21 protein-coding genes are annotated in these 21124 nt (G+C 31.5%); 9 read left to right on the forward strand and 12 right to left on the reverse strand.

All coding sequences use genetic code 11. From position 1 onward, the window contains the following. Nucleotides 1-82: 82 nt before the first annotated feature. From ACH2CG_RS03520 to ACH2CG_RS03535, 4 genes are all read left to right on the forward strand, one after another. Nucleotides 83-631: a hypothetical protein gene (locus tag ACH2CG_RS03520; RefSeq protein WP_395062250.1), complete on the forward strand. Its 549-nt coding sequence runs from the start codon at nucleotides 83-85 to the stop codon at nucleotides 629-631. Nucleotides 632-751: 120 nt separating this feature from the next. Continuing rightward, a complete protein-coding gene (locus tag ACH2CG_RS03525; RefSeq protein WP_395062252.1) occupies nucleotides 752-1528 on the forward strand; it encodes a hypothetical protein in 777 nt (258 codons plus the stop codon). A gap of 47 nt (nucleotides 1529-1575) precedes the next feature. Continuing rightward, nucleotides 1576-2169, forward strand: coding sequence for a hypothetical protein (locus tag ACH2CG_RS03530; protein ID WP_395062253.1), 594 nt, complete (start codon nucleotides 1576-1578; stop codon nucleotides 2167-2169). A gap of 350 nt (nucleotides 2170-2519) precedes the next feature. Beyond that, nucleotides 2520-2951, forward strand: coding sequence for a DUF1801 domain-containing protein (locus ACH2CG_RS03535; RefSeq protein ID WP_395062255.1), 432 nt, complete (start codon nucleotides 2520-2522; stop codon nucleotides 2949-2951). A gap of 275 nt (nucleotides 2952-3226) precedes the next feature. Here ACH2CG_RS03535 and ACH2CG_RS03540 read toward each other — a convergent pair whose 3' ends face one another. Genes ACH2CG_RS03540 through ACH2CG_RS03575 form a run of 8 tightly spaced genes read right to left on the reverse strand, consistent with a single transcriptional unit; the run spans nucleotide 3227 to nucleotide 10765 of the window. Beyond that, nucleotides 3227-3997, reverse strand: coding sequence for a DUF1080 domain-containing protein (locus tag ACH2CG_RS03540; protein ID WP_395062257.1), 771 nt, complete (start codon nucleotides 3995-3997; stop codon nucleotides 3227-3229). Nucleotides 3998-4003: 6 nt separating this feature from the next. Further along, the gene (locus ACH2CG_RS03545; protein WP_395062259.1) at nucleotides 4004-4402 is read right to left on the reverse strand and encodes a c-type cytochrome; all 399 of its coding nucleotides are present in this window, start codon (nucleotides 4400-4402) and stop codon (nucleotides 4004-4006) included. Between the two features lie 20 nt (nucleotides 4403-4422). After that, nucleotides 4423-5475, reverse strand: coding sequence for a sugar phosphate isomerase/epimerase family protein (locus ACH2CG_RS03550; protein ID WP_395062261.1), 1053 nt, complete (start codon nucleotides 5473-5475; stop codon nucleotides 4423-4425). A 23-nt stretch (nucleotides 5476-5498) separates the two neighbouring features. Beyond that, the gene (locus ACH2CG_RS03555) at nucleotides 5499-6362 is read right to left on the reverse strand and encodes a sugar phosphate isomerase/epimerase family protein (protein ID WP_395062263.1); all 864 of its coding nucleotides are present in this window, start codon (nucleotides 6360-6362) and stop codon (nucleotides 5499-5501) included. A gap of 15 nt (nucleotides 6363-6377) precedes the next feature. After that, nucleotides 6378-6914, reverse strand: a complete 537-nt coding sequence (locus ACH2CG_RS03560) for a gluconate 2-dehydrogenase subunit 3 family protein (protein WP_395062265.1) — start codon at nucleotides 6912-6914, stop codon at nucleotides 6378-6380. Between the two features lie 33 nt (nucleotides 6915-6947). Further along, the gene (locus ACH2CG_RS03565; RefSeq protein ID WP_395062267.1) at nucleotides 6948-8633 is read right to left on the reverse strand and encodes a GMC oxidoreductase; all 1686 of its coding nucleotides are present in this window, start codon (nucleotides 8631-8633) and stop codon (nucleotides 6948-6950) included. A 29-nt stretch (nucleotides 8634-8662) separates the two neighbouring features. Next, the gene (locus ACH2CG_RS03570) at nucleotides 8663-9532 is read right to left on the reverse strand and encodes a hydroxypyruvate isomerase family protein (protein ID WP_395062269.1); all 870 of its coding nucleotides are present in this window, start codon (nucleotides 9530-9532) and stop codon (nucleotides 8663-8665) included. 21 nt (nucleotides 9533-9553) lie between these two features. After that, nucleotides 9554-10765 (reverse strand): nucleoside permease, encoded by a 1212-nt coding sequence (locus tag ACH2CG_RS03575; protein WP_395062271.1) that lies wholly within the window; start codon nucleotides 10763-10765, stop codon nucleotides 9554-9556. A 244-nt stretch (nucleotides 10766-11009) separates the two neighbouring features. Between ACH2CG_RS03575 and ACH2CG_RS03580 the strand changes: the two genes are divergently transcribed. After that, nucleotides 11010-12176, forward strand: coding sequence for a Gfo/Idh/MocA family protein (locus tag ACH2CG_RS03580; protein ID WP_395062273.1), 1167 nt, complete (start codon nucleotides 11010-11012; stop codon nucleotides 12174-12176). A 196-nt stretch (nucleotides 12177-12372) separates the two neighbouring features. Here the strand turns inward: ACH2CG_RS03580 and ACH2CG_RS03585 are convergent, their stop codons facing one another. Both ACH2CG_RS03585 and ACH2CG_RS03590 read right to left on the reverse strand, forming a co-directional pair. Continuing rightward, nucleotides 12373-14622 carry a M1 family metallopeptidase gene (locus tag ACH2CG_RS03585; RefSeq protein ID WP_395062275.1) on the reverse strand — a complete coding sequence of 750 codons (2250 nt, stop codon included), beginning with the start codon at nucleotides 14620-14622 and terminating at the stop codon, nucleotides 12373-12375. A gap of 96 nt (nucleotides 14623-14718) precedes the next feature. Further along, the gene (locus tag ACH2CG_RS03590) at nucleotides 14719-15000 is read right to left on the reverse strand and encodes a hypothetical protein (protein ID WP_395062277.1); all 282 of its coding nucleotides are present in this window, start codon (nucleotides 14998-15000) and stop codon (nucleotides 14719-14721) included. Nucleotides 15001-15099: 99 nt separating this feature from the next. Here ACH2CG_RS03590 and ACH2CG_RS03595 point away from each other — a divergent pair, with 99 nt between their 5' ends. Genes ACH2CG_RS03595 through ACH2CG_RS03610 form a run of 4 tightly spaced genes read left to right on the forward strand, consistent with a single transcriptional unit; the run spans nucleotide 15100 to nucleotide 19250 of the window. Beyond that, nucleotides 15100-15954 (forward strand): aldose 1-epimerase family protein, encoded by an 855-nt coding sequence (locus ACH2CG_RS03595; protein ID WP_395062279.1) that lies wholly within the window; start codon nucleotides 15100-15102, stop codon nucleotides 15952-15954. 18 nt (nucleotides 15955-15972) lie between these two features. Continuing rightward, complete coding sequence (locus ACH2CG_RS03600) at nucleotides 15973-16533, forward strand: GNAT family N-acetyltransferase (RefSeq protein ID WP_395062281.1); 561 nt, start codon at nucleotides 15973-15975, stop codon at nucleotides 16531-16533. Between the two features lie 9 nt (nucleotides 16534-16542). Continuing rightward, on the forward strand, nucleotides 16543-17706 hold the full coding sequence (locus tag ACH2CG_RS03605; protein WP_395062283.1) for an ATP-binding cassette domain-containing protein: 1164 nt from the start codon (nucleotides 16543-16545) through the stop codon (nucleotides 17704-17706). Nucleotides 17707-17717: 11 nt separating this feature from the next. Then, on the forward strand, nucleotides 17718-19250 hold the full coding sequence (locus tag ACH2CG_RS03610) for a hypothetical protein (RefSeq protein ID WP_395062285.1): 1533 nt from the start codon (nucleotides 17718-17720) through the stop codon (nucleotides 19248-19250). Between the two features lie 26 nt (nucleotides 19251-19276). On the opposite strand, the gene ACH2CG_RS03615 is transcribed toward ACH2CG_RS03610, so the two are convergent. Together ACH2CG_RS03615 and ACH2CG_RS03620 are read right to left on the reverse strand one after the other, a co-directional pair. Next, nucleotides 19277-19504 (reverse strand): VF530 family DNA-binding protein, encoded by a 228-nt coding sequence (locus ACH2CG_RS03615; RefSeq protein ID WP_395062287.1) that lies wholly within the window; start codon nucleotides 19502-19504, stop codon nucleotides 19277-19279. A gap of 84 nt (nucleotides 19505-19588) precedes the next feature. Further along, the gene (locus ACH2CG_RS03620; RefSeq protein ID WP_395062289.1) at nucleotides 19589-21106 is read right to left on the reverse strand and encodes a S8 family peptidase; all 1518 of its coding nucleotides are present in this window, start codon (nucleotides 21104-21106) and stop codon (nucleotides 19589-19591) included. Nucleotides 21107-21124: the final 18 nt, after the last annotated feature.

Genomic DNA, 21124 nt, shown 5'->3' on the forward strand with positions numbered 1-21124 from the left:
ATTTTTATTTACAATTTAAATCCCTAAAGCCAAAAAATATCAAAGTAATTTCGCTAAATCAATTTAAAAAAATAAGAAACATATGAAAAAAATCTTCTATGCGCTAATCGTATCACTGGTTGTGGTAAGCGGACTAGTATTTGCAAATCATGAAATTAAAAACGAAACTAAGCCATCCCAAAAACCTTTGTCCATTACTGACAAGAAAGTCATGTTGGATAAAAGAAAAAAATGGGAAGCTTCACCAGATGGTATTCAATACAAAAAATGGGAAGTTTCTCCTGAAGGTAAAAAGGTATATGCCAGTCATGATAAAATAAGAGCTTCCATAAACGCTTTTACCGATATGGAAGCCGTTGTAACTTCTGTTACTTTTCGGCGTGAAAACGCAAAATTATCAGGTCCAAAATGGCTAATAGTCAGAATTAATGACGATGAATACATGATGCAATTTATTCCTAAAGAGTTTGAACAATTAAAAAACCTGAAAGTTAATGACAAAATAATTGTAAGAAGCCACAGCGCAGGTTATTCGCATAATCATCCTTACTTGATTATATCAGGCGATTATATTGCGCAAAATAATAAAGTACTTTTTAAACGTGACTTTAGCAAAAATAACGGTTGCTAAGAAGTAGGACTTTAAAAACCTGATGGTGTAAACTTGTGATCAGTGCTTATAAACAAAATCAAAAACTGCAATCCAAAATCTTGCAGTTTTTTTATATATTTACTCTTCAAAACTAAATCCATGAAATCAAAAATTGTCATTTTACTGCTCTTGTCTGTTTTCTTTGGTAAAGCACAAACCAATGCCATTAAAAAAGAAATAAAAGAAACAAACAACCAAAAACTAATTGAGTATGTGGAGCGTCAAGATAAGGTTTTTGAAGAACTTGAAAGCTATTTAAAAGAAATTAGCCAGCAGGATTTCAAATCTATAAATGATTCTATAAATGGCGCAAAGTTTTCAAAACTAATGGGGTTTTATTATCTGTTGAACAGAAATTCCGCCAAGTCATATTTGGCTCCACAATCTAAAAATCAATATATATTACTTGAAAATTATACAGTAAATCGCTTAAAAACTATTGATAGCCTATATGCAATTTTCACTTCTAAAAGAGTTGAAGAAAAAGTTCCATCCGAAACAAGCACAGTTTTATCGGTTAATGATAGTGGTCTTGAAATTCAACCACTATATGAATTATGCAAAGGCACGCCCGATGAAAAAACGTGTACATTCGATTTTATTCGAAAAAAATTAGCCAATAATTATCAAACTCCTGACCTGCGAGAACTTGGAAATCAAAGATTAAAAACAGTAGTACAATTTATCATTTCTAAAAAAGGTCAAATTGCTTTTGCATCTAATTCTAGTAGTTGCGGCTTTTTCGAATACGATATGGAACTTATTAGGGTTTTTGCTGAAAAATTTGCCAATGATAAATTCATACCAGCCATTCAAAACGGAAAAAATGTAAATTGTAGGTATGCAATTCCAATGACGGTTGTTATACAAGAATAAGTTAGTGAAAAGTTAGTAAAAATCAAATCTCCGAATTCAATAATTTAATGAAAAAAATAATAATTCTAATTGTTATCACTATTTGTACCAATGTTTTCGGTCAAGAAAGAGAAGCGACAATACTTTTCAATGACAGCACTTCAGTCAAAGGTTTTGGTGAAATCAAAAAAGAAAAAATATATTTTAGAGTAAGTTTAGATGCTAAAATAAAGGAATGGGATTTTAAAATGGCTTCTGGATTAATTTTTTCTGGCTATGGTTTCTCAGAAAAATATTTATACATTAAACCTGACAAATACTCAAAGAAACCAATCATAATGGAGGTTATGGAAGAAGGAAATGTTAACCTTTATAAAAAGTCGTTTATAACTCAAAAAGCTTATGTTGATCCGACTAAATCTTTAACTTATTTTAATTATAGAAAAATTTACGTTTATGATTTTGAAAGTACTTACTATGTAAAAAGAAAAAATGAAGAGAATGCAACTGACCTTTCATTTAGCTTTAAAATCAATTCAGTAAAATATTTTTCTGACTGCAAAATACTAGTTGAGAAAATAAACAAAAAAGAATTTAAAAAAGATAACATTGTAGAAATTGTCTACTACTACAACGACTATTGTGATGAAGAAGAAAATTAATTCCAAAAGCTAACAATTGTTTTCAAAAACCTAATTAAACATTAAAAAAACCTAACCAAAATAATAAAAATGGAAGAAAAAAGCCATCACAATTAACTGATCAAGAATTATTACAAGTAGCTAAAAAACTAAAATCGGCTTCTATCATCAATGCGATTTAATTGTATTTCTTATAGGAATTGTATTTTACAGTATTATCCAAAACAACTTAGATTTTTTTACAATAATACCGTTATTTTTTGCCTGAAAATTGAGCAATAATTCTAAAAATAATACCAAAGAATTAGAAAATATTTTAAAAAAGAAAATTTAAAATAGGTAAAATAACAACTCCTAATTTTATATTTAAAATGAATGTAGCAGCACAAATTAAAGAATACATTGCCAGTCAACCCGAGCTAAAAAGCAGCGACATGCAAACATTGCACAGCATGATTTTACAAATAAAACCTGAAAGTAAATTATGGTTCTTGGATGGCAAAAACAGCGAAAACAAAATTGTTTCAAATCCCAATATAGGCTATGGACTTCACAATATAAAATATGCAGATGGTACAACCAAAGCCTTTTATAAAATTGGTTTAAGCGCAAACACATCCGGAATATCTGTCTATATTCTTGGCATTAGTGATAAGAAATACTTACCCAAAACCTACGGAGAATTAATAGGTAAAGCAAGCGTTACTGGATATTGCATTAAGTTTAAAACGCTAAAAGACATTAATATTGATGTACTTAAAGCAGCACTACTTTTTGGGTTTGACCAAGAACAAAAACCATAAAAAGATTAGTTACTAAAATTGTTTTAAAAATAATTAACAACTAAAAAAGGAAAAGATAAACAGCTAAAAACTAGTTTTAAATCATTGCTGATATTGTGCTTAATTAATATACTTTTTTGTATTTTTTAGATTTATGTAGTATTGTAAATTTAGTTTCAATAAATCTGCATCAGACATATAAAATGCTAAAAAAATGACAAGTTGAATAACTCAATATGTCAAAACTCATAAAAATTACAAAAAAAAATCTGAATTTTACTTCAGATTTTTTTTATTTATTTAAGTTCTTTAATTTTTATATTTCTAAACCACACGTTATTTCCATGATCTTGCAGGCATAATTTTCCTTTTTTATAGGTTCCAAATCCCGGGAATTCATGAAACTTAGATTTGGCGATCATCGATCTCCATGCATCGTCCCACATTGTTGTTTCTACAACCTTAACTCCGTTTAAATAAAATTTTAAACTTCCATTATCAGATATAATTTCGGCATGATTCCATTGTCCATATTTTTTTACAGTTTCTATAGATGTTAATAAGTCATACAAATCACCAGCTCTATGTTTAATAATTTTTGCATCTGGATGACCATCATTATCTAAAACTTGCATTTCTGGTCCTGTCATCCATGGATATTTATATTGTGCTGGATCTTCATGAACATTAAATATTATACCGCTGTTTCCGTCTTTAGATATTCTCCAATCTACTTTAAGATGAAAATTTGCAAATTCATTGGTAGATAAAATATCTCCACCATTTTTTGTTTGCCAATCTTTCTTGTCTGAAACTTCAAGATGTATAGATTTATCGTTTATAACCCATGCTTTTCCTATAGAATCTGTGCCATACTTGTGCCAACCTTTTAAACTTTTTCCGTCAAATAATAATTTCCATCCTTCGGCTTTCTCTTTACTTGTTAAGGTATTTTCTTTGGCAACTTCACTTGTCATTGGTTGTTCATTTACAGCAAGCAATTTGGTTTCTTTTTTACAAGATAACAATGCAATTGCAATTGCTACCATTAGAATCATTTTTTTCATGTAACTTTATTTTAAAGATATAATATATTTTACCATTTGTGTTGCATCTTCTTTAGAAATACCTTCGTGTGCTGTCATTGGAATTTCACCCCAATTTCCTTTTCCTCCTTCAATTATTTTTGTAACCAACATAGCTTCATCTTTAGCACTATACTTAGCTGCAACTTCTTTGTAAGATGGACCAACAAGTTTTTCATCTATTTTATGACAACCCAAGCAATCGTTACTTGCAATTAGATCGGCTCCTTTTTTAAACTCGGCCGCAATTTCTGGTTTTACCGCTTCTGTTTTGGTAAATGAGGTATCTGCTGGATTAATTTCTACATCTTCTGTTGTTTCTTTTTTCTTATCACCACATGATGCCAAAATCGTTACAAAAGTTACTGCTATAATTAATTTCTTCATAAAAATATTCTTTGTGTTTTTTAAATTCCTAATACTCTTTTATTAAATTCTTTGTCTTGTGCTACTCCTGCAAAATCATCAAAGGCTTTGTCTGTAACTTTAATAATGTTATTTTTTATAAACTCTACACCTTCTTTAGCACCATCTTCTTGGTTTTTATAACAACATTCCCATTCTAAAACTGCCCAACCAGGAAAATCATAATGTGCTAATTTACTAAAAACTTTTTTAAAATCTACTTGACCATCACCTAGCGATCTAAATCGTCCTGCTCTGTCTGTCCAGTTTTGAAATCCGCCATAAACGCCTTGTTTTCCTGTAGGATTAAACTCGGCATCTTTTATATGACAAGCTTTAATTCGTTCGTGATAATGGTCTATATAAGTAACATAATCAAGACATTGTAAAACAAAATGTGACGGATCGTATAATAAACAAGCCCTTGAATGTTGGTTTACTTTATCCAAAAACATTTCATAAGAAATTCCGTCATGCAAATCTTCACCAGCATGAATTTCATAACATAAATCAACACCAGAAGCATCGAATTTATTGAGAATAGGTGTCCATCTTTTGGCTAATTCTGTAAATCCTTCGTCAACCAATCCTGCAGGACGTTGTGGCCAAGGATACACATTTTGCCAAAGTAAAGAACCGCTAAAAGTGGCATGAGCAGTTAAACCAAGATTTTCTGATGCTTTGGCTGCCCACATTAATTGTTGTACGGCCCATTTATATCTAGCAGATGGATTGTTTTTACATTCTTGAGGTGCAAAACCGTCAAATAATAAATCGTATGCCGGATTAACTGCAATTAACTGTCCTTGCAAATGGGTAGATAATTCGGTTATTTCTAGTCCGTAGCTATTTATCATAGCTTTATATTCTAGCGCAAAAATTTTATCTTCTGCAACACGTTGCAAATTAAAATAATTGGAATCCCAAGTAGGAATTTGAACGCCTTTAAAACCAAGATTTGCTGCCCATTGACAGATGTTTTCTATAGTATTAAAAGGTGCTTTTTCACCATAAAACTGAGCTAAAAATAGTGCTGGACCTTTAATTGTTTTCATTATAATTTATACTTATTTTCTAACTATTTTTTCATTTTTTTTAAATAATCAGCGCTTTGTTGTGCATCAAATAACACACCTTTATCATCATATTTTTCTTGCTCATAAATAAAATATTCCATTCCTAAAGCTTTTGCTTTTTTCAAAATTGCAGGATATTGTATTACACCTTCACCAAGAGTACACGATGCAAAAGGTTCTGAATTATTTTTTAATCGATCTTTAATATGACATAATTTAAAACGATTTTTGTATTTTGTCATGTATTCTATTGGATCAATACCAGCTGTAATTACCCAATAAATATCCATTTCAAAATCTACTAAACCCGCATCGGTTCTATCCAACATAAGTTGTTGCGGTATTTGTCCGTCTAGTTCTTTGAACGAATAATCGTGATTATGGTAGGCAAATTTAATACCTTCTTTTTTACAAACTTCACCAGCTTTATTAAATAAATCGGCATAGTTTTTAAAGTCGTCAATTGATTTTTGAGGTCCAAGCCACGGACAAATTAAATATTTTCCACCAACGCTAGCTACTTCTGCGGCTTTTCTTTGCAAATCAGTTTTCCAATCGCAATGAGAACTAATTAATTTTAAACCTTCACCATCAAGAAAAGATTTAAATTCGTTGGGTTTCATACCCCAAAAAATTCCTTTTTCACCTTCAAAACTCTCAATTTGTGTGTATCCCATTTTTCCAACCTCAGCAATTGTTTTTTGCGGATTGGCATTAATTATATCACGCAAAGTCCATAATTGAATTCCAAATTGTGTATAAATTCCTTTATAATCTTCATTTGTAGATGCGCAAGCAATATTTGGAAATATAGCTAACAATGCAGCTGCTTGAGCGCTTCGAGTAACAAATTTTCTTCTATCCATTTTTATTTTATTGATTTAAAAATTTAATCCAGCATACATTTTGTCTCCTTTTTTGTAAGGTACATCGCCAATAAATTTTCCTGGAACTGGAGTGTATCTAAACGAAGCTTGCAATCCTTTTTCTGATGATAAATAACTAAATAAAATAATTTGATACATAGCTAAAAACCCTTTGTCTTTTGGATTTTTTACTTTGTTAATTAATTCGGCTCTTTTATCTGAAGATAATTTTACAAAATCGTCACCCATAAGTTCTTTAGACTTATCATTAATCATTGTTAGTGCAGCTATAAATTGACTTTGTTCTTCTTCACTGTAAATATCTTGAAAAACTTTACTTATAAATTGGGCTACATTAGTTGCTTTAGCACCAACGGTTTCTGTTTCTGGAATAATAGTTTCACTAATTTCTGACAATAATTTTAGTAAATCTTCACTCAATACCATACTTCCAGCATCATCTCTTTTACAACTAGTTAAAAGAAAATTAGAACCAATGAACAAGCCTCCACTGATAATTGCTATATTTTTTATTAATTCTCTACGGTTCATACTTTTTATGTTTTAAAATTAATTGAATAGCTATTATAAATTTCCAGATTTTAATTCGCTAACGGCAAAATCTGCTGCTCTTGCAGTTAAAGCCATGTAAGTTAATGAAGGATTTACACAACTTGCAGAAACCATACAAGCTCCATCGGTAACAAATACATTAAGACAATCCCACACTTGATTGTTTTTATTCAATACAGAAGTTTTAGGGTCTAATCCCATTCTTGCAGTTCCCATTTCATGAATTCCCATTCCTGGAGTATAGGTACTTTCAAATGTAGTAACATTTTTAGCACCTGCAGCTTCCAACATTTCTTTCATGTCGTTTTTCATATCGATTTTCATCTTTTGCTCGTTCTCTTTAATTTCGATATCAAAATTTAAAACTGGCAAACCCCAATTGTCTTTTTTAGATTGGTCCAAAGAGATTTTATTGTCATGATACGGTAAAATTTCGCCAAACGCTGTTGCTCCAATATTCCATCCACCAACGGTACCAATAACATTTTTTAAGTCTTTCCCAATATTCATCTCGGCAACTTGGCTTTCCCATCCGCTTCTAGAGGCGCTACCTTGATAACCAAAACCTCTTTTATAATCGCGTTTTTCATCACCGTTAAGGTTTCTATATCTTGGAATATAAAATCCGTTGGGACGGAAACCATAATAGTAAGAATCTTCAAAACCTTCAAAATCTCCTGATGCACCAACTCTAAAATGGTGATCCATAGCGTTGTGTCCTAATTCGCCACTGCTACTACCCAAACCTTCTTTCCAAACATCTTTAGCAGAGTTCATTAATATCCAAGTAGAATTAAAAGAAGAGGCACACAAGAAAACAATTTTACTTGTAAAAATCATTTCTTCTTTACTTTGGGCATCAATTACGGTTACGCCAGTTGCTTTCTTAGTGGCTTTGTCATAGTTCACTTCTTTTACGATAGAAAACGGACGCAAGGTTAAATTTCCTGTTTTTACAGCAGCTGGCAAAGTAGATGCTTGAGTAGAAAAATAACCACCAAACTGGCAACCATTCCAACACATATTTCTAAACTGACATGGAGTTCTATCTTTTATAGCTTTAGTTACGTGTGCAACTCTACCTATTATTAAGGTACGAGCATTTTTATAATGTTCTTTAATTCTTGAAGCAACTGTTTTTTCAACAATATTTAAGTCCATTGGTGGTAAAAATTCACTGTCTGGCAATTGTGGTAAATTTTCTTTAGATCCACTTACTCCAATAAATTTTTCTACATAGCTGTACCATGGCGCAATATCTTTGTAACGAATAGGCCAATCTATTGCAATTCCGTCTTTTAAATTGGCTTCAAAATCTAAATCGCTCCAACGATAGGTTTGTCTTCCCCACATTAAAGAACGACCACCAACATGGTAACCTCTAAACCAATCGAATGGCTTAGTTTCTGTATATGGATTTTCTTTATCGCTTGCCCAATAAGACAAGTTTCTCTCGTTTAATGGATAATCACGTTTTAGAACAGGATAATCCTCAATCATTTGTTTGGTTGGTCTATAATGACGGTGCGGATATTCCCACACTGGTTTATTTTGCTCGGCATAATCTTTAATATGCTCAATATTATGACCTCTTTCTAAAAGCAATACTTTTAGTCCTTTTTCTGTAAGCTCCTTTGCTGCCCAACCGCCCGAAATTCCTGATCCAACAACAATTGCATCGTAATGATTATCTGCCATTTTTAGTTATTTTTTATATTATATTTTTTTTATATGTCGCACAATCTTACAGCTTGTTCTAAAGCCTTATTTTTATTAATTGCTAGTGGCATAAACTCTTGTGCAACATAGCCTTTATATCCAGTTGAAGCAATTGCTTTCATTATTGCTGGATAATATAATTCTTGTGAATCATCAATTTCATGACGACCAGGAACACCAGCTGTATGATAATGACCAAAATAGTGATGATTGGTTAGAATGGTATTTATAATATCGCCTTCCATAATTTGCATGTGGTAGATGTCATACAATAATTTAAAATTTTCACTGCCCAATGCTTTGCACAGCTCAATTCCCCAACTAGAGGAATCTGCCATATAATTGGGATGATTAATTTTACTATTAAACAATTCCATTTGAATAATCACACCTCTTTTTTCGGCTTTATTAATAATTTGTTTCAATCCAATCACACAGTTTTTTAATCCTTGCTCGTTTGAAATTCCGTTTCTGTTTCCGCTAAAGCAAATTAGATTTTTATAACCTGCATCTGCAACTAAATCAATATGTCTTGAATAATTATCTATAAGAATAGGATGGTTTTTTAAATCATTCCAACCTTCTGTAAGGCTTATTAAAGCGCCAGTACACATGGAGGAATAGATACCATATTTTTTAAGGATTGGAAAATCTTTTGGTTCCACCAAATCTATTGCAGAAAAGCCTATTTTTTTCACCAATAGGCAAAGTTCTTCAATTGTTAATTGGTCAAATGTCCATCGGCAAACCGAATGATTAATTGTACCTTTTAAAGATTTATTTGATTTTTCTAACGTTTCCGAAGAAGTAAAATTAAGTAGTCTTGGCAAGACCAAACTTCCCAAGGCTAAATTTTTTATGACTTCTCTTCTTTTCATTGTGTTATTTTTTAAAAGTAATTAAGCAGTTTTAACTTTAGTTTTTTCTCTAAAGAAAACAAAAAACAATAATGAAATTCCGGCTGCAAAAAGACAAGGGAAAATCCAAATTGCGTTCCAGTTGTGAGTCGTTCCAGTTACATTTTGGTCAGCAATCATTCCGGCAACATAGAAACCAATATACATACCAACGCCATAAGTTGCTAAAGTAATTAATCCTTGAGCAGAAGAGCGCACATTTTCACCTGCTTTTTGATCGGTATAAATCTGTCCAGTTACAAAGAAAAAGTCATAACAAATTCCGTGAAGAATTATTCCTAGATATAACATCCAACTGTTTTCTTCAATGTTTCCGTAAGCAAACAATAAGTAACGTACAACCCAAGCAATCATGCCTATTAAAAGCATTTGTTTAACTCCAAATCTAACAAAAAATAGAGGCATAAGCAATAAAAACATAGTTTCTGATACTTGTCCCAAAGTCATTTTGGCGGCAGCGCTTTCTAAACCTGCTTCATTAAGAAACTGATTGGCTTGACCATAATAAAATGCTAACGGAATACAAATTAGTATTGATGCAATAAAGAAAACTAAGTAATTTTTATCGGCCAATACTTTTAGAGCGTCCAAACCTAACGTTTCTGCAACACTCACTTTTTTACCAGCTTTTGGCGGAGGCGTATTGGGTAAAAAGAAACAATAAATTCCGAAACCTACAGAAACTGCTGCTGCAACTAAAAAAGTAATGTTAAGTGATTTCGGAGAAGCTTCCCAAGCCATCCAACCTATTGTTAATCCTGATGCTATCCATCCTATTGTACCCCAAACTCTAATACTGGCAAACTCTTTTTCGGCATCCTTAATTTGATTTAAAGAAATTGAATTTACTAATGCTAATGTTGGCATAAACAATATCATGTAAAATAACAATAAGGTATAAAAAGAATCAAATTCTGTTTTGGTCGATAGTAAGTAAAGTAAACCAGCACCAACCAAATGGAGAACGCCCAGAATTTTTTGAGCAGAAAAGAATTTATCAGCAATCATACCCACAATAAAAGGAGCAATAATTGCACCTAAACATTGAGTTCCATAAGCCAAGCCTGTTTGTGTACCAGACGCTGCAATATTTCCTTTAGTAAGAAATGTACCCATGGTTACAAACCAAATTCCCCATATAAAGAAATTGAAAAACATCATGGCAGAAAGCTGAATTCTTGTATTAATTTTCATATTTATTATCTTGTAATTATTGATAAATTATTATTATATATGTAAAAAATGTTCCTCAAAATTTAGTTTAATTTATCAAACTTACAAATTAATTTCATTTAATATAAAAAAAAAGTACTAAAAAATTGAATAAAAAAACAATTGCTTCATTTTCAAGCAATAATGACATTTAATTTATTTAAATGTTGTAAACATTATTTTTTTTATGCAAGTTTGCAATACAATTATTAAAATACAGCAGTTTATGAAAGCAAGAAAATTAAGAATGGGAATGATTGGCGGCGGAAGAGGTGCTTTTATTGGGGCAATTCATCGCCATGCATTGTTGATGGACGGTTTAATAGAAATTAAATGTGGCGCACTAAGCATTTCTCCTGAACTTGCTATTGCATCTGGAAAAGATTTGTTTCTTGATGAAAATAGAACTTATAAAGATTATCAAACTATGCTAACCAATGAAGCAAAATTATCTCCAGAGGAACGAATTGATTTTGTTACCATAGTCACGCCCAATTTTGCTCATTTTGAACCAGCAATGATGGCATTGGAAATGGGTTTTAATGTGGTTTTAGAAAAACCTATGACGCTAACTCTAGAACAAGCCAAATTATTAAATGCTAAAGTTAAAGAAACTGGTTTACGCCTTTGCCTTACACATACCTACTCTGGATATCCAATGGTAAAACAAGCCAAAGCAATGCTTAAAAATGGCGATTTGGGTGTGGTAAGAAAAGTATGGATTGAGTATCCGCAAGGTTGGTTAACTAACTTGTCCGAAAGTGAAGGAAATGCTCAGGCTGCATGGCGAACAGATCCAACAAAAAGCGGAAAAAGTGGAAGCATGGGTGATATAGGAACTCATGCAGCACATTTAGCCGAATACATTACAGGATTACAAATTACAGAATTATGTGCCGACTTGAGCATTAAAGTTGCTGGAAGAAAACTTGACGATGATGGCAATGTTTTACTTCGTTTTAATAATGGTGCAAACGGTGTTTTAATGGCTTCGCAAGTTGCTGCTGGAGAAGAAAATGCTCTAAAAATTAGAATTTATGGTGAAAAAGGTGGTCTTGAATGGCATCAAATGGAACCAAATTCATTGCAAGTAAAATGGCTTGACGCACCAACGCAAATATTGAGAACCGGAAGTAACTATGGAACTCTGAGTCCGTTTATGACTGCCAATTGTAGAACTCCTGGTGGACATCCTGAAGGTTATCTTGAAGCATTTGCAAATATTTACAAAAACTTTGCTCAAACACTTCTTTGTGAATTAAATGGTGAAGTTCCAAACGAAATTATGCTTGATTATCCTAATGAAGATGATGGTGTTCGTGGCATGCAGTTTATTGAAAATGTTGTAAATTCTTCACTTTCGAACGACAAATGGTATCCATTTAAACTTTAATATCAAATCAATGTTTCGTTATAAATACTACTTTTTTAGTAGAAAAAAATCTAAAATTAAACCAATTAATTTGCAAGTTATTGATTCACTACAGCAATAAAAAAAATGACTTTTAAATAATCTTTTAAAATTTATATTAAAGCAAAAAAGGTACGCAAAACGCACCTTTTTTTTTGTAAACCTAAGCTTTTAATTATTATTTATCTTTTGTAAAGTCAAAATTTTGTCCGCTAACAGCAAGTGTAAAAGCATTTTTAGCTTGATTAAATTGAATTATTAATCCTGCTTCATCCATCGTGAATTTTCCGTTTCCTTTGTCTTCTAATGGTGCTGCAGGTTGACCTGTTGCATTAATTACAAGGCTACCGTCTTCTTCTGTAAAGTTTACTTTAATTGGAATTTTAGCGCTTGAATAATTCCCTAAATAGGCATCTAAACTTACTGTTGCTTCTACACCATTTTTAGCATTTGTCCATACATTATTTTCATCATTTACATCAGGAAAAGCATTTTCTGGATCAAGTGTAATACTATCTAACTCTTCATTAGTATCTACTTTAAATGTCCAAGATTTATTGCGTTGCCAAATTTCGACTGGCAATGTTTTTCTAGAAACAGCTCCACTTTTAGTTTTTATTTCAAGAACTACAGGCATTGGCATTTTATCAAGATTTTCAACTGTAATTACAGCGCCATTTTTAGCATCACCTTTTACATATTTCACCTTTGTTATTGCTTGATCTAAAGCCCAATTGTTCATGATCCAACTTCTCCAAAACCAACCTAAGTCTTCACCTGCAACATTTTCTATAGTTCTAAAAAAATCATCTGGTTGCGGATGTTTGAATGCCCAACGCTCTACATAAGTTCTAAAAGCTTTGTCAAAACGTTCTTGACCTAGAATATTATTACGCAAAATATCAAGTCCTGAACCTGGCTTGAAGTAAGCCAAAACACCTAGATTTGCCTCTTTCAAATTATCTGGTGCAGCAATAACTGGTTCCATATCTGGGTTAGAAAGTGTGTAAGATGCCTGATGCATATTGGTTACTGGTTGTTTATACTCGCCGTTATTAAAATCTTGCGAACTCAATCCGTTTATGAAAGTATTAAATCCTTCGTCCATCCAAGCAAATAAACGCTCATTAGAACCAACAATCATAGGAAACCAATTATGACCAAATTCATGATCAGTTACACCCCATAAACTAGCTCCTTTATCTGTCCAAGAACAAAAAACAATTCCGGGATATTCCATTCCGCCTTCATTTCCAGCTACATTTGTTGCCGCAGGATAAGGAAATTCAAACCATCTTTTAGAATAATTTTCGATAGATGTTTTAGTATATTCTGTGGCACGACTCCAAGCATCATTACCATTACTTTCAACAGGATAAGCAGAAATAGCTAGTGATTTTTTTCCACTTGGCAAATTAATTTTAGCAGCATCAATAATAAATGAAGCAGATGAAGCCCAAGAAAAATCACGTGAGTTTTTAATCTTAAATTTCCATGTTAAAGTAGTTTTTCCTGCTGGACGAGAAGTTGCATTAGTCACTTCTTCTGCTGTTCTAATAATTACAGTTTTATCACTATTTTTAGCTGTAGCCCAACGTTTTTGTTGCTCAGTAGTATATACCTCTGTTGGATTTACTAATTCACCCGATCCAACAACAATGTGACTAGAAGGTGCAGTAATGGCAACATCAAAATCTCCATATTCCAAATAGAATTCTCCTGCACCAAGGTATGGTCTTGTATTCCAGCCAAGTACATCATCATAAACACACATTCGCGGATACCATTGTGCAATAGTAAATACTTTTCCGTTTTTGGTTTCTAAAACTCCTGTTCTATCTGAACCATACTCTGGGGAAATATAAGAAAAATCGATTTTAATTTTTACACTTGCGCCATTTGCATTTAATGATTGTGGCAAGTCAATTTGCATTCTTGTATCTACAACAGTAAATTTCACTTCTTTTTCGGCTGATTTTCCTCCAACGGAAGAAACTACCTTAACCGATTTTATTTTAAATCCGCCATCAAAGTCCTGACCTTTAGCACCTTTTCTACTTCCTTTAATTGGAATAATTGCGTTACCACGAGAATCTTTCTTAAATAAATTTTGATCTACATTCATCCATAAAAAACCTAATTTGTCTGGACTGTTGTTGGTATAAGTCAAAATTTCTGATCCTATAATTTCATTATTAGCATCATTTAAAGTTGCCGATAATGAATAATCAGCTCTGTTTTGCCAATATTTTGCACCAGGTTGACCACTTGCAGAACGTGTATCTGTTCCGTTTTTAGTATAAAAGTTGTTGCCAAAAGCTTCACTGTAATTATAAATTGAAGTAGGTTTTGAATCTTGAGCAACTACTGTTGTAATTCCAAAAATTAAAGCACTAATTGTAAAGGCTTTAAAAAAAATGTTTTTCATAAATTGATAGGGTTAATTGATAAAGCAAATAAAAGAAAAAAAATGCTCCTGAATCACTCAAAAGCACTTATATATGTATTACAAATTTTGTTTTTGTTACGCCGATTTATAAATTCTATTAATTGGGATTACATTTCCTTGTTTTAAAATCACTCTTTGATCTGTTAAACCCCAAACTGTAGTTTCTACAACTTTCCTAGATTGATTGTCTTCAAAGTAAATTTTTATCTTAGAATGTTCAAGATTTCCTAAAGAAAGCGCGCGATTGAGGTCGGAAAATCGTTGTGCAATATCAACATCATTTTCAAGAACATCTGTTTTTGGAAATGATAATTGTGCTATCGTTTCTTTTTCAATTAATTCGAATTGTGTAACCATAATTATTGATTTAATTTTAAATTAGATTTATTGGGCAGAATAAAATTAATAAAATATATTTACGCTACCTATTTTTTTAAACATAATTTCATTTAGACGATGATTGTAACGCTTTCAAATTCAAAATTATTAGCAAAAATTAACTCTAACGGAGCCGAACTTTTTTCGCTAAAATCAATTGCGCCCAATAAAGAGTATTTGTGGGAAGGAAATCCAAAGTTTTGGGCAAAACATTCGCCGGTGCTTTTTCCTATTGTGGGAACATTAAAAAATAATTCTTATTCCTATAAAAATCAACAATTTCAATTATTGCGTCATGGTTTTGCTAGAGATAATAATTTTCATGTAGTTAAACAAGAACAAAATCAAGTTCAGTTTTCATTGAAAGCATCTTTAGAAACTAAGAAAATATATCCGTTTGAGTTTGAATTGATACTTACTTACACCCTTTTAGAAAACAAATTAGAAATTAAATATTCAATAATCAACAAGGATAATGTCTCTATTCCTTTCTCTATTGGAGCACATCCAGCATTTGCATTGCCATTAAATTTTGAAAATTATTCTTTAGAGTTTCAAGAACAGGAAACCTTAAAATGTTTCACATTAGAAGACGATTTAGTATCAGACACAACATTTGAAATAGAACTTAAAGACAAAAAACTACCACTTACTTACGCTACCTTCAATAAGGATGCTTTAATTTTTAAAACGTTACAGTCTAAAGAAATAGCAATATTAGAAAACGACAAACCTTTTTTGAAAGTTTCCTTTTCAGATTTTGAAAACTTAGGAATTTGGACAAAAGTAGGTGCGCCTTTTATATGCATCGAACCTTGGTTGGGATATTCTGACACCATTCATTCTAACGGAAATTTATCAGAAAAAGATGGCATAAAAATTGTTAAAGAAAACAAAACGTTTGATTGTCAATTTTCGATTGAAATTTTATAAATTCACAAAAAATATTCCATGTTAGAAATCAATTTTCATCCTTTTAAAAATCTAGAAACTGAGCGATTATTACTTCGCCGAATTTCTGCTGACGATGTAAATGAAGTATTAGAACTTCGAGGAAATCCAGAAACTATGAAATATATTCCGCGTCCTTTAGCAAAAACTAAGGATGAAGCTTTGGTACACATTAAAATGATTGACGACAAAATCGTCAATAATGAAGGTATCAATTGGGGAATAACTTTAAAAGGAAACCCAAAACTAATAGGAATTATTGGTCATTATAGAATTCAACCCGAAAATCATCGATGTGAAATAGGTTACATGATTTTACCACAATATAATGGACAAGGAATTGTTACCGAAGCCATTAAAATAGTTTTAGAATACGGATTTGATGATTTGCAAATGCATTCTATTGAAGCTGTAATTGATCCAGATAATGTTGCATCGGAACGTGTTTTACAAAAAAATGGATTTGTAAAAGAAGCACATATTCTAGAAAACGAACTTTATGAAGGTAAGTTTTGGGACACCGTTATTTATTCGTTATTAAAAAGAAATTTGAAAAGATAAACCAACTATATGAACGAATTTGAAAAACAATATCAAGAGTTACAAAACTTTCTAAAGTTTGAAGACTTTTCTATTCTTACCAAAAGAATTATTGACTTAACGCTTGATACAGAAGATGTAAATCAGTACAAAAAAACCAATGAATTTCTAATTTGGCTAGATCAAAACGAAACCAACATTGAAGCCAAAAAAGATAAATATCAAGAAATTCTAACCAATTTGCATGCCACTTTGATCCATAAACCTCTTGCAGAAAAATTGGTTTTAGTTTCAACTTCTGGTTTGGTTAAAAATTATGGAAGTGCAAGTTTTGGACTTGGGCCAATTGAAATGGAACTACATCAAGGAGAAATTCTAGGTTTAGTAGGTGAAAACGGAAACGGAAAAACAACTTTATTACGCACTTTATGTGGCGAATTATACGCTACTTCGGGTAAAGTAAATTATAATTTCAAGTATGATGATAACTATGATTTAAGAACAAAATTGGTTTATATTCCGCAACGAACAGATACTTGGTATGGTTCTATGTTTGAAAATTTACAATTTACGGCTTCTAGTTATGGCTATAAACCCGAAGAAAATGAGCTAATTGTAGAATTAATTATTGCTCGATTGGGCTTACGAAAATTTAGAAATCACAGCTGGAAAAGTTTATCATCTGGATATAAAATGCGTTTTGAATTGGCAAGAATGTTGCTTAGAAAACCAAAAATATTATTGATAGACGAACCACTAGCAAATCTAGACATATTAGCACAACAAACTGTTTTAGAAGATTTTAGAGCTATTGCAAAATCACCTTTTAGACCAATCGGAATTGTGTTGAGTTCACAACAATTGTATGAAGTTGAAAAAACATCAGATCAAGTTATTTTCTTAAAACACGGAACGCAAAAAAATTTACACGAAAAAATAGTTGCAGAAAACGAAGTTAAAGTAGCTAATAATTTGGTCATAGAATTTGAAAGTTCATGGTCTCAAAGTGATCTTGGCGAACGATTTGCAAAACTAAACATGATTTCACTTCAATTTAATGGAGGAACTTTTATAGTTAATTTTCCTGACTCGGTTTCGGTTTATGATTTTATGCAATTGGTAATTGAAGATAAAATTCCGTTGCACTATTTCAGAAATATTTCCAATTCAACACGTCGCTTTTTTGTATCTTAAAACTATAAATCATGTTCAAAAACATTCAAAAATATTTACTCATCAATCAACCACTTTTGTGGAATTTAAAGATTGTACCTGCAAGTTTAATTCTGTTATCCATTGATATTATTTTCTTCATTCTAGGATATTTGAATGGCTCTATTGACTTTCACGAAACTAACGACAGTTATGGTAGCAATACCAACGAAGGCATAATTATTTTCTTTAGCGTTCTAGTTTCTATTTTAAGTACCATCATTTGGATTGTTTACTACTTTAAAAACAATGCTTTAAAATCGTTTTATCCTAAAAATAATTTTTCGTTGTTTAAAGAATGGTTATTGATTTTACTTATTTGCTTTTTAAATTGTACCTACATTATTGCTTTTAACTTTGGAAAAGATACCAGAGTAAGAGGTTATTACACCGAAAGCGAAGCTAAAAAACGATGTGAAACGTTAAGTCAAGGTTCGTTTTTTATTGAAGGTTCCTACAGCCAACATTATAATAATGATAATGCTGTAGCTTACCCTGATGATATGACAACTGAAACCGTAGAAGCAGTTGTTGATAGTGTAAAACCAAAAGATCATTTTTATTATAGAGGAAATCGCTATTTAAATTTTTCATTAATTGATAAGAATATTAATTCGTACAGTTTCTTTGATTTTAAAGAAGATTCACTAAGAAAAATAAAAATTAAAGATTGGTTGATTGACAATAAAAAAGAAGAAATTAGAACCATTTTCAAAAACTACTTGGCTATTGCAAAAGAACACAATTTAAAAGCTAACATTGACCAAAATAAGTGGTTGGATTTAATTTATGATTATCCAAAATTTGAAAAATATAAAAATGTTGGAAACCAAGAGTTTGAAGTTTCTTATGATTATAATTCTAACGGTCAAATAAAAATTGATTCTACAGAACAATATTATAAAACCGTAAAAGGAACAACTATGCTGTTCAATAGATATTATGTTCCAGAAAAGCAATTGAATTATGCCTACGACAAAATTGCACAAAGTTGGAATAATCCTTCAACCAATTTGGAAAGTTTTCTAATTGCGTTTTTTGTCTCTATTGGTTTATCACTTTTATTATTTTCTTTTAGAGTTACTTCGGGAAAAAACTGGTTGATTGCAGTAGTTTCATTGGGTATAATTAATATTGTTGTCGGAATTATAAGTGCATTTGCATCGTCAGAATATTTTTATTTCGGAATAATTTTGTTGCTATTTATTGCACTTTTCATTTACTTTTTGGTAGTAATTTCTAATAAAAAAGGAAAGGGAATTTCGGGCATAACACTTAATGCATTGTTATGGATTTTACCATTTTTTGGTCCGCTTTTATATGCTTTAGTTTTAAAAATAGCTAAAGAAGTAAGCGGTTACAATTTAGTAGTCGATATTGGATTGAGAGAAAAACAATTTCCGTTTATAACCTTTTTAAAGGAATATGGTATGGAACTTCTTTGGCTTAATGTTTTATTCATCTTTATAATGATGTGCTTTTTATCAAGAAAAATTAAACAATGGCGCGGTATTGCCGAAGGTTAAAAAAATAAAACCCTTTAAATTAATTTTTAAAGGGTTTTTAATTTTGGTAAAGTTCTTATATACAATTCCTCAACTTTTTTTCGTGCCCAATCTGTTTTTCTTAAAAAAGACAAACTAGATTTAATTGTTGGATTATCTGTAAAACATTTAATTTTTATAAGTTCACCCAATGTATCAAATCCGTAGAAATCTACTAATTGTTCTACTATTTTTTGAAGTGTAATGCCGTGAAGTGGATCTTTTGATTTTTCCATGACACAAAAGTAACATTATGAAACTAGTAAGCATAAAAAAAACCATCAAAAGTTTCCTGATGATGGTTTTCTTTATTTTTTAAACTATTGAACGGCTAAAAAAGCATTGATGTTTCCATATCCATAATCTGCATTTTTTGTTGGATAATAAGTAGACGATTGCTTCATTTTAGTTAAAACTTGATCTCTTGTCCAAGTAGGATTTTTAGCCCAAACCAAAGCAGCAATTCCAGCAGTAGTAGCTGTTGCCACAGACGAACCACCAACATAGTCTGTTTGATTATCATAATAACTATCAACTGGAACTGTATTTCCTGATGCACTTCTTTGCATTTGAATTGTAAAATCTATTTTACTTCCAGAATGACAAACATTACATCTTTGATTGGACGTTCCTTCAATAACTCCAGTAACCGCAACAGTTTCTGGCATCCAAGCAGGAAAAATAACGCCTACAAAATTGGTGAAACTTGTAGAAGTTCCGCCTGCACAAAAAATTAATTTACCTTTGCTGTAAGCATATTTTACACCATCTTCAATCTTTCCGACAGAGAAAATATGACCCATTGACATTGAAATAATCTTAACATTTACATTATTTGCTAAAGCAGTAAATGCATTTTTTACACCATTTTGCTCATGATATCCGTCAAGAACAACATTTGAAGCTGCACGATAAACTATTAAATTAGAATTATAGGCAACGCCAACTGGCAAGCCATTATCATTTCTTGGTGCCGCAGCCACAGATGACATACTTGTTCCGTGTCCGCATTGGTCATTTGGTCCATCAGTACCAGTACTCCATGGCCAAATAGAATCTACATATACTCCAAATTTTTGAATTGTTCTTCCAGTTGACAATCCATCGTTGAAGTTGCTTCCCAATAAAGTTTGATTTGGAGAAACACCGGTATCAATAATTCCAATAGTAATTCCTCTTCCTGTAGAAACGTTCCAAGCACTAGGAATGTTGTGTTGATAAAAAGTCCAAGGCACTTTTGCTCCAGGAGATATTGTAGTATAATCGGCAGGATTTAAAGTTTCTGCTTCATATCCGCAACCCGAAGAACCCGAAGAATTTGTTGTATTCGCATTAGGTTTTTCAACTTCAGAATTTGCAAAATAATTATAATCGCCAGGTTCAATATATCTGATAAATTTATTATTTCTTAGAGCAATTATTGTTTCTTGTTTTTCAATGTAAACATCCATTAAATTAAGATAAGTATCACTAGAAAGAACAATTTCTTCTTTTGTTTTTCCTTCATAATGTGCAATAATATTTAGTAAACTAGCTTGAAGTTTGGTGTTTTCTGGAGATTTACTTCTGTCAAAATCTGTTGAGGAAGATCCAAAACCAATAGTTACAATGTGATTTCCTCTAAAAGAAGCACTCCATAGTAAATGATTGGAAGCATCTTTCCAATTAAAAGCACCATTAGAAGTCATTGACTCATTAATTTTAGCGTTAATTTGTTGTATTGTTAGCGGATTTTTCTGTGATTGATCAATTGTAATTTCATTAAAAGAATCCTCCTTAGAGCAAGACACAAAAACAAACACAGATAAAACTATCAATTTTAAGATATTTTTTGTCATGTTAAACATTTTTATTGG

Source organism: Flavobacterium sp., from assembly GCF_043778725.1.
Taxonomy (GTDB): Bacteria; Bacteroidota; Bacteroidia; order Flavobacteriales; family Flavobacteriaceae; genus Flavobacterium.

What these genes read in the sequence shown, in the direction of transcription:
- ACH2CG_RS03520 (WP_395062250.1), top strand. Translation starts at nt 83, where the DNA reads ATGAAAAAAATCTTCTATGCGCTAATCGTATCACTGGTTGTGGTAAGC.
- ACH2CG_RS03525 (WP_395062252.1), top strand. Translation starts at nt 752, where the DNA reads ATGAAATCAAAAATTGTCATTTTACTGCTCTTGTCTGTTTTCTTTGGT.
- ACH2CG_RS03530 (WP_395062253.1), top strand. Translation starts at nt 1,576, where the DNA reads ATGAAAAAAATAATAATTCTAATTGTTATCACTATTTGTACCAATGTT.
- ACH2CG_RS03535 (WP_395062255.1), top strand. Translation starts at nt 2,520, where the DNA reads ATGAATGTAGCAGCACAAATTAAAGAATACATTGCCAGTCAACCCGAG.
- ACH2CG_RS03540 (WP_395062257.1), bottom strand. Translation starts at nt 3,997, where the DNA reads ATGAAAAAAATGATTCTAATGGTAGCAATTGCAATTGCATTGTTATCT.
- ACH2CG_RS03545 (WP_395062259.1), bottom strand. Translation starts at nt 4,402, where the DNA reads ATGAAGAAATTAATTATAGCAGTAACTTTTGTAACGATTTTGGCATCA.
- ACH2CG_RS03550 (WP_395062261.1), bottom strand. Translation starts at nt 5,475, where the DNA reads ATGAAAACAATTAAAGGTCCAGCACTATTTTTAGCTCAGTTTTATGGT.
- ACH2CG_RS03555 (WP_395062263.1), bottom strand. Translation starts at nt 6,362, where the DNA reads ATGGATAGAAGAAAATTTGTTACTCGAAGCGCTCAAGCAGCTGCATTG.
- ACH2CG_RS03560 (WP_395062265.1), bottom strand. Translation starts at nt 6,914, where the DNA reads ATGAACCGTAGAGAATTAATAAAAAATATAGCAATTATCAGTGGAGGC.
- ACH2CG_RS03565 (WP_395062267.1), bottom strand. Translation starts at nt 8,633, where the DNA reads ATGGCAGATAATCATTACGATGCAATTGTTGTTGGATCAGGAATTTCG.
- ACH2CG_RS03570 (WP_395062269.1), bottom strand. Translation starts at nt 9,532, where the DNA reads ATGAAAAGAAGAGAAGTCATAAAAAATTTAGCCTTGGGAAGTTTGGTC.
- ACH2CG_RS03575 (WP_395062271.1), bottom strand. Translation starts at nt 10,765, where the DNA reads ATGAAAATTAATACAAGAATTCAGCTTTCTGCCATGATGTTTTTCAAT.
- ACH2CG_RS03580 (WP_395062273.1), top strand. Translation starts at nt 11,010, where the DNA reads ATGAAAGCAAGAAAATTAAGAATGGGAATGATTGGCGGCGGAAGAGGT.
- ACH2CG_RS03585 (WP_395062275.1), bottom strand. Translation starts at nt 14,622, where the DNA reads ATGAAAAACATTTTTTTTAAAGCCTTTACAATTAGTGCTTTAATTTTT.
- ACH2CG_RS03590 (WP_395062277.1), bottom strand. Translation starts at nt 15,000, where the DNA reads ATGGTTACACAATTCGAATTAATTGAAAAAGAAACGATAGCACAATTA.
- ACH2CG_RS03595 (WP_395062279.1), top strand. Translation starts at nt 15,100, where the DNA reads ATGATTGTAACGCTTTCAAATTCAAAATTATTAGCAAAAATTAACTCT.
- ACH2CG_RS03600 (WP_395062281.1), top strand. Translation starts at nt 15,973, where the DNA reads ATGTTAGAAATCAATTTTCATCCTTTTAAAAATCTAGAAACTGAGCGA.
- ACH2CG_RS03605 (WP_395062283.1), top strand. Translation starts at nt 16,543, where the DNA reads ATGAACGAATTTGAAAAACAATATCAAGAGTTACAAAACTTTCTAAAG.
- ACH2CG_RS03610 (WP_395062285.1), top strand. Translation starts at nt 17,718, where the DNA reads ATGTTCAAAAACATTCAAAAATATTTACTCATCAATCAACCACTTTTG.
- ACH2CG_RS03615 (WP_395062287.1), bottom strand. Translation starts at nt 19,504, where the DNA reads ATGGAAAAATCAAAAGATCCACTTCACGGCATTACACTTCAAAAAATA.
- ACH2CG_RS03620 (WP_395062289.1), bottom strand. Translation starts at nt 21,106, where the DNA reads ATGACAAAAAATATCTTAAAATTGATAGTTTTATCTGTGTTTGTTTTT.